The 12,381-nt window shown below is 35.0% G+C and carries 15 protein-coding genes and 4 pseudogenes; 6 read left to right on the forward strand and 13 right to left on the reverse strand.

Going from position 1 to position 12,381, the window contains the following annotated elements:
* The first annotated feature begins 24 nt into the window (after positions 1-24).
* The gene (locus GJU40_RS11950; protein WP_154307989.1) at positions 25-1,890 is read left to right on the forward strand and encodes a zinc ribbon domain-containing protein; all 1,866 of its coding nucleotides are present in this window, start codon (positions 25-27) and stop codon (positions 1,888-1,890) included.
* 48 nt (positions 1,891-1,938) lie between these two features.
* Here the strand turns inward: GJU40_RS11950 and GJU40_RS11955 are convergent, their stop codons facing one another.
* On the reverse strand, positions 1,939-2,739 hold the full coding sequence (locus GJU40_RS11955; protein ID WP_154307990.1) for a zinc ribbon domain-containing protein: 801 nt from the start codon (positions 2,737-2,739) through the stop codon (positions 1,939-1,941).
* Positions 2,740-3,045: 306 nt separating this feature from the next.
* On the opposite strand from GJU40_RS11955, the gene GJU40_RS11960 reads away from it, so the two are divergent.
* Entirely contained in the window at positions 3,046-3,189 is a 144-nt protein-coding gene (locus tag GJU40_RS11960) for an SDR family NAD(P)-dependent oxidoreductase (RefSeq protein WP_154307991.1), read from the forward strand.
* Positions 3,190-3,362: 173 nt separating this feature from the next.
* On the opposite strand, the gene GJU40_RS21240 is transcribed toward GJU40_RS11960, so the two are convergent.
* From GJU40_RS21240 to GJU40_RS11980, 4 genes are all read right to left on the reverse strand, one after another.
* Positions 3,363-3,596, reverse strand: a complete 234-nt coding sequence (locus GJU40_RS21240) for a hypothetical protein (protein WP_281350698.1) — start codon at positions 3,594-3,596, stop codon at positions 3,363-3,365.
* Between the two features lie 22 nt (positions 3,597-3,618).
* Positions 3,619-3,864 (reverse strand): hypothetical protein, encoded by a 246-nt coding sequence (locus GJU40_RS11970; RefSeq protein WP_154307992.1) that lies wholly within the window; start codon positions 3,862-3,864, stop codon positions 3,619-3,621.
* A 609-nt stretch (positions 3,865-4,473) separates the two neighbouring features.
* On the reverse strand, positions 4,474-4,929 hold the full coding sequence (locus tag GJU40_RS11975; protein WP_154307993.1) for a DUF4274 domain-containing protein: 456 nt from the start codon (positions 4,927-4,929) through the stop codon (positions 4,474-4,476).
* Positions 4,930-5,353: 424 nt separating this feature from the next.
* Positions 5,354-5,764, reverse strand: coding sequence for an immunity protein YezG family protein (locus GJU40_RS11980; protein ID WP_154307994.1), 411 nt, complete (start codon positions 5,762-5,764; stop codon positions 5,354-5,356).
* A 288-nt stretch (positions 5,765-6,052) separates the two neighbouring features.
* Between GJU40_RS11980 and GJU40_RS21540 the strand changes: the two are divergent.
* From GJU40_RS21540 to GJU40_RS11995, 3 genes and pseudogenes are all read left to right on the forward strand, one after another.
* Positions 6,053-6,226: pseudogene (locus tag GJU40_RS21540) on the forward strand (DNA/RNA non-specific endonuclease); the annotation flags it as partial.
* 6 nt (positions 6,227-6,232) lie between these two features.
* A complete protein-coding gene (locus GJU40_RS11990) occupies positions 6,233-6,643 on the forward strand; it encodes an immunity protein YezG family protein (protein ID WP_154307995.1) in 411 nt (136 codons plus the stop codon).
* Between the two features lie 128 nt (positions 6,644-6,771).
* Entirely contained in the window at positions 6,772-7,248 is a 477-nt protein-coding gene (locus GJU40_RS11995) for a hypothetical protein (RefSeq protein WP_154307996.1), read from the forward strand.
* A 565-nt stretch (positions 7,249-7,813) separates the two neighbouring features.
* Here the strand turns inward: GJU40_RS11995 and GJU40_RS12000 are convergent.
* From GJU40_RS12000 to GJU40_RS21040, 8 genes and pseudogenes are all read right to left on the reverse strand, one after another.
* Positions 7,814-8,263, reverse strand: a complete 450-nt coding sequence (locus tag GJU40_RS12000) for an SMI1/KNR4 family protein (protein ID WP_154307997.1) — start codon at positions 8,261-8,263, stop codon at positions 7,814-7,816.
* Between the two features lie 351 nt (positions 8,264-8,614).
* Positions 8,615-8,959: pseudogene (locus GJU40_RS12010) on the reverse strand (ankyrin repeat domain-containing protein); the annotation flags it as partial.
* A gap of 483 nt (positions 8,960-9,442) precedes the next feature.
* Complete coding sequence (locus GJU40_RS12015) at positions 9,443-9,934, reverse strand: SMI1/KNR4 family protein (protein ID WP_154307999.1); 492 nt, start codon at positions 9,932-9,934, stop codon at positions 9,443-9,445.
* Positions 9,903-10,067, reverse strand: a pseudogene (locus GJU40_RS21030) (hypothetical protein); the annotation flags it as partial. The pseudogene GJU40_RS21030 and the gene GJU40_RS12015, both read right to left, overlap by 32 nt.
* 304 nt (positions 10,068-10,371) lie before the next feature.
* Complete coding sequence (locus tag GJU40_RS12025; RefSeq protein ID WP_154308001.1) at positions 10,372-10,857, reverse strand: immunity protein YezG family protein; 486 nt, start codon at positions 10,855-10,857, stop codon at positions 10,372-10,374.
* A 115-nt stretch (positions 10,858-10,972) separates the two neighbouring features.
* On the reverse strand, positions 10,973-11,413 hold the full coding sequence (locus GJU40_RS12030; RefSeq protein WP_154308002.1) for an SMI1/KNR4 family protein: 441 nt from the start codon (positions 11,411-11,413) through the stop codon (positions 10,973-10,975).
* 51 nt (positions 11,414-11,464) lie between these two features.
* Positions 11,465-11,740 (reverse strand): hypothetical protein, encoded by a 276-nt coding sequence (locus tag GJU40_RS21245; RefSeq protein WP_154308003.1) that lies wholly within the window; start codon positions 11,738-11,740, stop codon positions 11,465-11,467.
* Between the two features lie 255 nt (positions 11,741-11,995).
* A pseudogene (locus tag GJU40_RS21040) lies at positions 11,996-12,104 on the reverse strand (DNA/RNA non-specific endonuclease); the annotation flags it as partial.
* 76 nt (positions 12,105-12,180) lie between these two features.
* On the opposite strand from GJU40_RS21040, the gene GJU40_RS12040 reads away from it, so the two are divergent.
* Positions 12,181-12,324, forward strand: coding sequence for a helix-turn-helix domain-containing protein (locus tag GJU40_RS12040; protein ID WP_154308004.1), 144 nt, complete (start codon positions 12,181-12,183; stop codon positions 12,322-12,324).
* The last annotated feature ends 57 nt before the right edge of the window (positions 12,325-12,381 follow it).

Below are 12,381 nucleotides of genomic sequence, written 5' to 3' on the forward strand. Positions count from 1 at the left end.
AATAGAGAGGAAGGATGTTAAGTAATGAAATACTGTAAAGAGTGCGGAAGTGAATTGAAAGAGAATGCCCAGTTCTGCAAAAAATGCGGGACACCTGTTCATCCAGACAAACGAGAGGCTGCGCCTGCTAAAGCAATTCCACCTGCAACACCTGCTCAAAAGAAGCCTATGGAGCCGAAAACAAAACGTCTATTGATAGCATCTGGTGTGGCAATTGCTTTGCTTTTTGGCAGTTATAAAACGGGAGAAGCTTTAACTTCACATGAGAGAATATTAGAAAGATTTGAAACTGCGTTGTTAGAAAAGGATAGTAAGGCCTTGGCAAAAGTATTAACCTCTAACGATAAAAATTTACTTATTGATGAGAAAAGTGTAGATGGGCTATTGAAGTACTATAGTGAAAACCCTGATAAAGTTCAAGAAACACTTCAATCATTAAGATGGCAATCACAGAGATTATCTACCCCTGACAGCCAGACAGACGAGGAATATACTTCTTATGGAGAAGGCTTTGTGAACTTAGAAAAAGACGGTAAAGTATTTGTATATGAAAATTACGAGATTAATGTTGATCCTGTTTATCTTAACCTGAGCACTAACTTTAAGGATACAACTCTGTTTGTCGACGGCAAGGAAGTGGCCGTAGCGAATCAACAGGACTTTTCTTCAACTGTAGGACCTTTTCTTCCGGGCTATTATGAACTTGAAGGAAGATTAGAAACAGACTTTATTACACTTTCTTCTAAAGATAATATTTTTTTTCATCAGCAAAGAAACAAACAGGAAGTAGAAGTATATATAGAAGCAAATGACGTAACAGTCAGTCTTCCGGAAGAACTGGCTGGGTCAGAAGCTAAATTGTTTATCAACGGAAAAGATGTTGGCGTTAATTTAATGGAAAACCGGACTTTTGGTCCAGTTCTTACCGATGGATCAATGACTTTATCTGTAGAAGCTGAATTCCCTTGGGGTAAAGTTAAATCAGAAGAGCTGGTCATTGACAGCGATTATGCAGAGCCTGGTTTTTTAACCGAAACTCTTACGGAACAGGTAATGGAGACGGCACATAACCACTTTACTGAGTGGACAGATGCCTACACTTCAATTAATGCTGATAAATTAACTCATGCAACAAACGAATTCTCAGAAGAAATTATGAACAGTGCTAAATCTGATAAAGAGTGGGAAACTGTTATAAAGGCCCAGCACCTTGCCACATACTTCGACCTGAATTCCGGAAACCTTTATCATGATGATGGTAATTGGAGAGCAACCATAGGGGCAAGAGTAAAGCAAGATTATAGCAGTGGTTATGAAAGTGAAAATGCAGTACCGGAAGAAATTTACAGCGATTACACTATTCATCTAAACTATGATGAAAAAGAAAACAAATGGCTGGTAAACAGCCTGGGCAGCCTATGGCAATACAATAAAGAGAATGAGAAAGAATACTCCGTAAAAGAGCCGAAACTGTATACCTCAGCATGGGCTTCCGGCACCGCTTCGACTGAAGAAGCAATGGAGAATAAGCCTGATGAAAGCTCTTCCAGTATCTCTTCTCTTATGGACGGATATCTGCATGGCCTCGTACAGGCAATTAATACAAAAGATTTTTCAGCTGTCTCGTCCTTCATCTATCCTGACAGCACGCTTAATTCTTCACAAAGAGACTTGGTCAAACGATTAGGGGATAAAAACGTAACACAAGAATTAATAGACTACGAAATAACAAATATTAAAGATGGTGAAGAAAGTTTGACGGTTTCAACGTGGGAAAAGATTACTATCAACTACGAAGATGGCACGTCCGAAACAAAGGAGTTTGAGTGGGATTACGTAGCAAAATTACAAAATGGCGAGTATCTTCTTTATAGTATTTCCGAAAGTTAACAAAGACAAAAGCAGGCCTGATGAAATTCAACAGGCCTGCTTTTTTAATTAGAATAATCCGGTTCCAATTGATTTTTGAACAAAATTCTTTAATACTTCAAAAAGCATATCCCCCATGATGAGCATAGCGATAAAAGTTAAAAAATAAGTAAGAAGAGATCCATAAATAACATCTACACCCTCCTGGGATTGCTTTTTGAAGCTTGCAATGACCAATGGAGGAACCAGAAAAGCTGCTGTAATAAATCCGAGGAAAACAAAGAAAACAAAAAGTTTTATTTTAAGGATAGACATGATAAGACCTAAGCCCAGTAATGCAACAGCCGGAATGAGAAAGCTTCCAAAGCGGGCTGTAACTTCTTGAAAACTTATATTTACTCTTCCTAGCTTTATGGAAACAAAAGTAAAAACAGCAACAAGGAAAACAAAAATAGCATAAGCAAAAGTAGGTTTTAAAACAATATCGGTAAATGGAGGCTTAATATTCAGCTCTTCACCTAAGAAGTTAAGATCAGACAAAACTCCTTTTAAACCAAAGTAAGTAATTAATGGAATAAGAACAGAAAACAATGCGATCGTAATGATGCCATTTAGAAAATGCTCTTTGCCAACATTAACAGAGCTGGAATATGGCTTTTTTAGCACCTCAAGAAAATAACTGAAATACATCTTGGAAATTTTCTTCGCCTCTTCGATATATTGAGAGGCCTGTTGATTTACAGGTGATGGAGCACCCTCTGCCGTGGCTGCAACTTCTTGAATAACTGTTCCACCTAACGGTATTCCACAATTTTCACAAAACTTCCCTTCCTCTTCATTCTCATGATTACAATTATTGCACTGTTTCATGATGACTACTCCCTCCTGTTTTAGGAATTCAAACCTACAAATTGGTTAATACTGTTATATTATATAGTAATATACTCCTTGTTTAAAAGACCTTTTTATTTTTAATAAGTTCTTTACCTATGAAGAAGCATTTCCTATCTCTTTCTTGCACTTGTATTATGGTGATTTCTAAAATAAGTTGACAGTAGGATAAGATACCTGGCTCCTGACTCAATGCAGTTCACTTTGAATATAAGAGCTATCTTGTTACCCTGAATATGTAAGTTGCCTGAATAGTAGAAATTAACTATTAAAGGAGGAGTTTACATGACAAGATTGAGTGGGAAAGCAGCGGTTATTACTGGGGGAGCCGGCGGCATTGGAAAAGAGGCAGCTAAGCGTTTTATGGAAGAAGGAGCTAAAGTCGTTCTTGTTGATCCTCTCATAAAAAGTTTACAGTATCAAATGTAGCCATTAAAACCACCTCCTTTAAAATAACTTATTTGATGGCGAACCCTTACCATGAATCCCCGCCTGGTGTTCATCAGGAAATTTAGCAGGATGTATATTCCACCATTCGTAAGGACCGACAAAATTATTTTCTATAATATGATGAGCATCATATGGTTGACTTATATCCCTTGCTAATCTACCTTTTTTATCGAGTTTTTTTCCCAATCTTTAATCAATTTATTTTTCCCACTACTGAATTTATTCCTGTGTTTTAAAGTTTCCAATGGTGTCATTTTTTCATATTTATTTCCTCTTAAAGTATCCTTTAATTTTTCTATTTGTGATTTATGAAGTTTGAATCCAGTTTTTGACTCAATATCTCTATTATAATCTTTAGCTAAATCGTAACAGGGGGACGGGTACATTGTCCCACACCATTTAACAATGTTAAATGTGAGATTCGACAGCCTCTTCTAAACTCATTGCTTTTTCTAAATCATCATCCACAAGTATAAGTAAAGGGCCCTCTAAAATATCCCCTTCTGAAGTTCTAACTTCAAAAGTAGCAGCCCAATATTTTGGAGAAATTCTAGATATTTCCACACCTATTAGTTCTAATTTGAAGTTTTCATTCCTATCTTTATTTACATATTCAAGCGCCAGTTGTTCTGCTCTTTCTCTCGATAACTTCATTAGCGAATACCTCCATATTGTGTTATATACCAGTTAGCAAGGCATGAATTAATCTAGTTCAACACCATCGTTAGCATCTCCCTGAGGCACAAAATCATCCTTTAGAAAATACCAATAGTCTCCCTGGTTTTCTAGTAGTCGTTCTAGTAAATCGCTAAACGAACTGGCAACGATAAACGAGTAGCATTATGATTTGCAGTAGTCAATGCAACAGCAGTTGAGTTTTTAGCATACGATTTATATTCAGGCTTCATACTCTCCTACAGGTTGTCGAGTCCAATGTGTTGAACGGAATAAGATTCATGTTTACGGAACTCCCGCCATTGCATGCTGCATCATGGTTTGACCTTCAGGTTTCGGCAGCTTCATGCTTGTGGCCATCTTGTCCACACACCTTTTGTTCAACCGACAGTGACAGCAATGTTAGTCAGCGCATATGAAAACCTTTAAAGGAAGAGATTATACATATGGTGCTTGTACATACTTTAAGTTGTTAATGTGCTTCAAGGCTGATCACCACTCTATAATAATAAGTCGTTTATTTATCACTAGGTAGCCCAAAGAAATCTCGAAATGCATTTGGTCAATCAAGGTTTCTAATAAATTCAATCATATCTTGTGTATATTAATCTCTTTGCCTGGAGACTTACTAATTAACACATAAGGAAGATCTGGGTTATTCTTTTTTAAGTTATACTTTTGAATTTTTGTCAATTCAGGGTCAAAGGAAATGTCCTGTGATTTAAAGTCTAAGCTCAATAGTTTATTAAAAGTTTTTCTCATAAAAACTTTCCATTCCTCTAATGAAGAACTTGAAATTTCATCTGACCTCTCTAACAAACGATAGCCATCTGCATAATGGAACATTAGTAAACCTGTCCCTATATCACAAGCCTCATTATCTAAGATGACTGCCGGTACATCAAACCCACTATTCCAATTATAATTTGCTGCAAAGTAATGTAGATATAAAGGGTTGTCTATATTTTTCAACTGGCTTACTACATGATCTTTATCTGTGTTATACAGTAACTCTTCAAGGAAAAGAATATCTTTTTCATTCATAAGCACTTACCCCTTACCCTATTTTAATAAGAACCATTTTCAAACTGTTTAAGTTTTCCTTTCCCTTTAAATTCTGAAACCCTTCCTCTACTATTAAAAACACATATGTAAGGGAATTAGGGTTATAGGGCTGATAAAAGTCAGAAAGTACAGAGTATATCATTCATTCTTTCAGGCATCCCCGAAATTGCCGGTTGCCTCGCGAATTGAACTTCAGGTTTAGTCTCTCTCACAGTAATTTTCGGCTGCTAGCTGCCTTTTACCTGCTTATCCACTCCTTTTGTTCCAACCACAGGAGCTACAGTTTTGCCAGATTGGATTTGTTCCTTAAATTTCAAGACATAAACTTCTAACAAAAAAGCACTGCTGTCTATTTGACAAGCAAGTGCTTAGTTAGATATAAAAGTATATCAGCTACTATTGATTATGCTAAGTATTCAGCTTCCCAATAATTTTGTTTCTCGATAGAGCTGATTTCGGAAAGATTTTCATATCCATAGTTAATTTTCATTTTACCTGTGCTATCTATAATAAATGTTAAATTCGTCCACTGTTCATGCTCTTGTATCTCAAATTCTTCCCATAGTACCGTAAAATATTTATATAGTTCATTTTCCAATTCATCATAGGCATATACAGATATATTGAATAAATCTGTTATGTCAAGGCAATATACTGGTTTTGCTCTAAATTGAGTGTAATAGTAAAAAAATACCTTTTTATAACCTTCTCTAAATTCAGCATATAAATAAATCTTTTCCCATTCCTCAGGGACTATATTTACTAGTGTATTCACAATTTTTTGATATAATTTTTGCGTTACTTTAGTTTCCATCTCCCTTACCTCCTGGATAATTGGTTAATCTATCTGAGTTTTTTCACCTTCTATTGTATACCTAATTTTAAACTCATTCGGTCTAGAAGACTCCCCACATAAGTTGGCTTAACTTTAACTGTTACTTCTTTAATCCCTTTAGATGACACTTAGACATTAGTAAAATTCCTACTCATCGCTAATTAATGTGGGTTGCCGGTTTGCTCATTTTCAAAATGCTTGCTTGAATTTTTCCCCTTATTAGCAAACCTTCCATTCCTAACACCACTACTTTAAAATAGGAAAGAATACATAGCCTTAGAAACTTCTTGGAGAAAGGCTGTAGAATCAGGAAAAACAGTTGACGTTAAAATTGAACCTATCTATAAAGGTAATTCTTCCCGTCCTTTAAAATTTGAAGTTGCATATAAAATTAATGGCAAGAAGTATGAAGTTAATTTAAGCAATTATAAGTGGAGGTAGGTAAATTTGAAAACAAAACAGATGGAAACCCTCTTCCAAAAGGTAGCTAATATTTTGGTTGAGATGATACCAGAAGAATGGGAAAAGATTTTATTATATGCTGAGGTAAGAGAGGGGTTTTCTCAAGTGTTTTTTTATTACTATCCAGTAAATCAGGAACAACCAGTATATAGCTTGGATATTGTAGATATGGTATACATTGATAAACCTCTGCATAGAAAATTAAAACAAGAACTGTATGACTGTTTTGAAGAACTTTGGAATAAATTTATGGTTCAGGAACAAGAACTATGGACAAATTTAACATATATTTTAGACGACATGGGGAGAACGAAACTTAATTATGGGTATGATGACATCTCAGAAATTAATCCAGACGAGAAACAGAATAGATGGGAGGCTGAATACTTAAAGTAATAGGGGACAGAGGGACGGGTTCATTGTCCCTCTGTATTAAATTATATGATAGAGTTAGATAAGAAATATGATGAGAAATTTGCAATCAGCCAGAGAAAAGGTAAGTTTGTGGTAAGAGGAGTAGACTAATGATATTATATTTTTTAGAACCAGAAGTATCAGGTGGTCATGGTCAATATACCATTTATAGAACAGAAGAAGAAGTTGCAACAGAGGGTATATCAGATAAGGTAAAGTATTTACATTATGAATTTGAAGGATGGCTAGGAGATGACCTTTTAGAGTCAACACCAGCCTTCATTGTGTCAAGTAAACTTAGAACAGAATTAGAGAATAGTAAATTTATCGATTACAAACTTGAAGAGTGTTTGGTTACAAAGTCAGATGAGTTTATAAAAATGCATCCAGATAAAGAAATACCTAATTTCATAAGATTTATTCCGCTTGGTAAAATTGAAATAGAAGAAGAGAACTTCAAAAACTGGTCAGGACATCATTTCTGCTTATCACCGAAAGGCGAGTTAGTTGTAACTCAAGAAGCATTGGATTTTTTATATAGTTTCTCAATAGATAATTGTTTTATTACACATTTAACACTGGAATAAATTATATAAACCTAGCACTTTTTTTCCTCAAAAAAACGGGAATTTATTTTATAATTTTCCGGAATACAAAATAAGGCTGGAGAAGTTTCAAATCTTAATATAGTTTAATGATTTCCTCACCAGAAAACACCAAAATATTTTAGACACTGCTTATCATTTTGGAAAGAAAGGACAGTAATAAAGGGAGGGGGGAAAAAATGGGACAGAGGGACGGGTTCATTGTCCCACCCTCTTATTTACATTGTTAAAGGTGCCACCACTCCATTCCTGGCTAGGTTTGCTGCCATAAGGGGAATAGGTTTTAGAGTGTAAAAAACAGCTCACCTGAGTTAGAATAACGGAAGTTTAGAAGCTGAGGCAAGCCCTCTTTTTACTACTTCTGCTTAACCGTTATGTAGCTTTAACTCACTTTCACCCTTTTGTTTCATATAGCCAAATGCCCTTGCTCCTACACTGAACTTCCCGTTTCACATAAGCACTTTTATGTCGTCCATAGCTTTTATTTCTCATAAAGCTTTTTTGGGGGAAAGTGAGTGTTTACAGTAATTCATTTGCTAATATTTTATTATTCTTCGATGTCCTCATATAAATTACCCAAGAATTCATCAATATTATTTGCTAAAAAATACATATTACTCATATCATCAGGATCTTCTGGTTCTTGCTCATGATTCCAAAAATAGATTTTTTCATAATATGGCTCTTCGGTACCTAAGCATATTACATTACCTGCTGAATCATCTGCAATTGGAATAAAGCCTTTTGCCAGCCTAAACTCATATATATCTATAACCTTCTCTAAATTATCATACATGTCTCCAATTCCATTAAATACATTCAAAACACTTTTCCCAAGTTCATCAGAAATATTAAATATACTAAGTTCCGGGTATCCACCATTCCATTGAAGTAAAAATTTCTTATATTTTTCTGTTAACTTTACACCATTTTCAGTTTCAAACTGCTCAATCTCTTCCATAGAAAGATTTCTATGCGAGTTTTCAATTTTCAACATATTAAAATCTCCCTCTCAATTTATCTTCCATTAGTAATTAATACTCCGCAGCATGATTCAATTCCCTATGAATCATTGTTTTTCCATCTTGATGGTGATGCCAGATAAACCCTACAGGTGACTTTAAGCAATCTTTTGCTGTATAAGTTTTATTTAGTTGTTACGATCACTTTAGTCACTCGTACTTGTTGTAATGCCAAGTTGTATAATACTCATTCACTGTTTTAATTCTCTTTCCACCTTGCCTATTTCCTGCTTTCCAAATAAAATGTGGCGCACATTGCTTTCTTTCAAAAACAAAATGAGCATATTGATTTTTTGTTTATAGGCTTATTTACCGTCCCTCTTTAATTATTCTTTTTCTTCCATCTTTTGTTTTAAAAATTCAGCAATTTCTGTTTGCCCTCTTTCTATGGCAAATACATAGGCATCCATATCTTTCATGGTTTCTCCAGTGTATTTTATAAATATATTTATATTATTCTCAACTAATAATGTAACAATCTCCAAATGTCCACCATATATTGCAGCAAACAGAGGATTTCTATCTGGTTCACTAATATCAATCTCCGCATTTTTATTAATTAGATAATCAACAATATTTAAATGTCCTTTTGCAGTCGCTCTTTCAAGAGCATTTGTAGAGAAAGTTCCACCTTGTGCATTCATATGTATTCCAGCATTAATAAGATATTCGTCCCAACCCATTCACTTTCAAAGTTCTAATACTGTTTCAAAGTAGAGCCAGGTCTCCCATGACGTCCGGGAGGATTTACAAATTCAACATCTTTAGTTAAGTTAGTCTCGTCTATGATCTCATCCTTACTTACATCCCATTGCTTACATTTAGGTGTTCTTACTACAAGGTGCCCTTCATGATATTCCCCTGGACGTCTTATCCTAACTTGAATCTTACTTTTCAATGTTCAACTTTTCGCTCTCCCGTTACCAAAGCTTTTTAAAACAAGTGCTTTATAGTTAGCTAAATAAAGTAATTCAATCCTATTTCAATCTTTAAACCAACGAGCCTGTTTACTTTCGCAAGATTATGGTTTGTTCCATGTCACAATACGTTCTATGTTTAAAATGTTATCTCGCCTAATTATCATACTTATTTTCATAGCATCATAATTGTACAACCTTCATGCTCATGACTTTAATGTTTATTTTCTTAAATTCTTAGTCATGTAACTTATCAAGAAATTCCGTAAATGTTGCTGCTACGTAAAATACATTTTCTCTTGCACGCTCTTCAGCCTGTTCTCCAGTTAGATACTCTTCTTCCATTAACATTTCTTTTTCCCAAGCATTTTCATGTTCCCAAAAAACTACAATTGGGCTTTCAGGATTATTATTATAATCTAAACAAATTACATTTCCAGCAGGATCATTCGCAATAGGGAAAACCTTTTTAGGAATAAAAGGTTTGTATATTTCATACTTTTTGACAATGTACTCGCTACTTTCTTCATCAAAACTAAATAAACTACCAAAACAACGCTCTACAATGCCTACATTAAATTCCTCTGGTAATACATTCGCACCTCCATTTATTTTTACACAATCAATATAATCTTGAGGTAACTGAAAGCCTAATTGTAATCCAATTTCTTTTATCGTAGCTTCAGATACTTCTGAATCAGCATATTCCCACTCTAAATCTTTTCTCATCTCCTACCCTCTCTCCGTAATATATTTTCACATGGATGGAAGCTTGGTGCTCGTTAGGATATTTTGCAGGATGAATATGATTCCACCTCTCTTGAGGGCCAACAAAGGTATTCTCTATGATATGATGGGCATCAATACCCTGATAAAAAGTTCCATCCAATAACTGGAAAATAGGTCCTTCTATTTTGTTAAAAGACAACATAACAGCTCACAGCCTATAAATTGCAGATAATGAATGAGAAAGAAGTATGGTAGGTACTTTCCCGCTGTTGGTTTAGAACCACTTCAGTGGCTGTTTGCCTTTCAAGGTTTCTTTCTTTGGGCAGCATAAAGAAGTAAACTGCCAAGGACTCTGTGTTTCATCCTTACCAAAACAACACCCAAATAATAACTTTTATCCCATCAATAACAGCACCTGTTGTAATAAAACAGGTGCTTTATCTTCTACTTTCTTCAAATTTTTTCATTCTCTCGATTAAGTCTAAATTCAGTTGTTCTTTCTTTTGACTTACATATTTGTATTCAAAATATTCAATTCTAGATGCCGGACCAAATTCGCTCTCATGCCAATTGGTATAATCAAAATGTAGATCTAGTTTCCCTGATGAATTAAGTAATAATGTCACTGAAAACCAAGGTTCTTGGTCATTATCAATAAAAATCTGTTGCAGTTTAACTGTTAGTTCAAACAATTTATGTAGCTCTTCATCATAAACACTCTCATCTATAGAATAAATATCAGGTATAACATGAGAATATACTGGTTCATTACTGTCAATAGGGGTAAAGAAGAAGAATACACCTCCTTCTTTGTCCTTCACTTCTCCATTGAAGTAAAAGTTGCTCCATTTAATTGGAATTAAATCGTTAACTTGTTGCGCTAGTTGTTTATATAATTCATTTAGTTCTATTTCAAAGCTCATTTCCTCAACCCCTGATTTATTTTTGTCACTAACCTTACTTGTCGTTTTCCTTCATTTTGATAGCTTATTGTAAATGAAACTGGTCGCATTGAGTTATTTGAATGTAGCTTTCTATTCATAAGTCAGATTCATAAAAGTTATGAAAAAACTCAGTAAAACTATTTGCAAGGATAAACACATTGTCCATTTCGTCTTCGGGTTCTATATCATGAATCCAAAAATATACTTTTCCCTGATACTCTCCACTAACTCCTAATAAAATCTCATTTCCTCCCGGGTCATTGCCAATTGAAATAAAATCTTCTGGTATTTCTCCTTCTAAACCTTCAAAAACTTTACCTAAATTACTTTTCATATCCCCAATTCCATAAAACTTATTGACTAAACTTTCTCCTTCATCATCAGAAATTTTAAAGTTAGCTTCTTGAGGAAATCCTCCATTGTATTCTAGTAGAAAATCAACATATTGCTTAGGAAGCGTAACTTCATACTCTTGTTCAAATTGTTTTATATCTTGTAAAGAAGCTTTTGGATTTACGCTAAGCATCTTTGTCATAAGCCTCACTTCCTCGGGACAAAGGGACGGTTCCATTGTCCCACCCATTATTTACAATTGCCGATAAACTGCTTTTGTAGGGCTATGTTGTTCTTTTGTTTGTTCAACTGTTGTGGTAATTCCACCTCTACTCACATAATTAGGAACACGATATTTACCCCAAACATCCATAACACTATGAGGATTTTCTATAGGTGAATTACTAGGTCTGTACGGTACGTCCCTGCATACGAGAACCAATCTGCCTGACTTTTCGCATTCGATTTTGACTAAGTTCCCATGAGGTCCACATCCGTTTTCCTGTTTCGCCCGGATGGCAAATCGCATGAATCGTACCCTCAGTGAATTGCTTCGGGCTTGTCACCATGAACACCAGTCTATCCCGGACATCTTGCACAGCTTTCCACACCCCGGATTCAGTGCCAAATAAGATATTTGCCCTCATGTAAATTTTATATTAAATGGGGTTATTTTGAAAATCAGATTAATATGGTATACATACTTCTTTTACCAGCCTTCAACCAATCCAAGTTTGAATGTATAAAGTCTTGAAATTCCTTCTAAGAATCAATTGTCGCCCAGATTAATTTGGCTATTCTGAGCAGCAAGATTATCAGTATCTTCCTGATCCATGAAACTGATTCCCAATTAAATGTCCTCCATTATCAACAGGTAATCTACCTTCTCTACCAGGGGGCCGGCAATGGGGGGAGTAATGATACTAAGGATACGGGTAAAGAGCTACTAATATCTGATGGGGAGTTTTATTGATTCTAGGTTACCTGACAGGTCTGCCGCAACATACAATCAGCCTTTGTTCTGACAACGTTGACAGAGTTTACCTATCAACATTAGAAACAATATACAAAGTGTTAGACATCGACATTCAGGAGTTAATCGAGGTTGAGTAGTCCTATGATAAAACATTAGAGAACAATTCCCTCAATATAATATAAAGGAAATATATA

Origin of the sequence: Metabacillus lacus (assembly GCF_009674805.1) — a bacterium.
In the GTDB taxonomy this organism is placed as follows: Bacteria; Bacillota; Bacilli; order Bacillales; family Bacillaceae; genus Metabacillus_C; species Metabacillus_C lacus.

Bases quoted from the DNA above. Each gene is read 5' to 3' on its own strand.
- GJU40_RS11950 (WP_154307989.1), top strand. From the start codon at position 25: ATGAAATACTGTAAAGAGTGCGGAAGTGAATTGAAAGAGAATGCCCAG.
- GJU40_RS11955 (WP_154307990.1), bottom strand. From the start codon at position 2,739: ATGAAACAGTGCAATAATTGTAATCATGAGAATGAAGAGGAAGGGAAG.
- GJU40_RS11960 (WP_154307991.1), top strand. From the start codon at position 3,046: ATGACAAGATTGAGTGGGAAAGCAGCGGTTATTACTGGGGGAGCCGGC.
- GJU40_RS21240 (WP_281350698.1), bottom strand. From the start codon at position 3,596: ATGTACCCGTCCCCCTGTTACGATTTAGCTAAAGATTATAATAGAGAT.
- GJU40_RS11970 (WP_154307992.1), bottom strand. From the start codon at position 3,864: ATGAAGTTATCGAGAGAAAGAGCAGAACAACTGGCGCTTGAATATGTA.
- GJU40_RS11975 (WP_154307993.1), bottom strand. From the start codon at position 4,929: ATGAATGAAAAAGATATTCTTTTCCTTGAAGAGTTACTGTATAACACA.
- GJU40_RS11980 (WP_154307994.1), bottom strand. From the start codon at position 5,764: ATGGAAACTAAAGTAACGCAAAAATTATATCAAAAAATTGTGAATACA.
- GJU40_RS11995 (WP_154307996.1), top strand. From the start codon at position 6,772: ATGATATTATATTTTTTAGAACCAGAAGTATCAGGTGGTCATGGTCAA.
- GJU40_RS12000 (WP_154307997.1), bottom strand. From the start codon at position 8,263: ATGTTGAAAATTGAAAACTCGCATAGAAATCTTTCTATGGAAGAGATT.
- GJU40_RS12015 (WP_154307999.1), bottom strand. From the start codon at position 9,934: ATGAGAAAAGATTTAGAGTGGGAATATGCTGATTCAGAAGTATCTGAA.
- GJU40_RS12025 (WP_154308001.1), bottom strand. From the start codon at position 10,857: ATGAGCTTTGAAATAGAACTAAATGAATTATATAAACAACTAGCGCAA.
- GJU40_RS12030 (WP_154308002.1), bottom strand. From the start codon at position 11,413: ATGACAAAGATGCTTAGCGTAAATCCAAAAGCTTCTTTACAAGATATA.
- GJU40_RS21245 (WP_154308003.1), bottom strand. From the start codon at position 11,740: ATGCGATTTGCCATCCGGGCGAAACAGGAAAACGGATGTGGACCTCAT.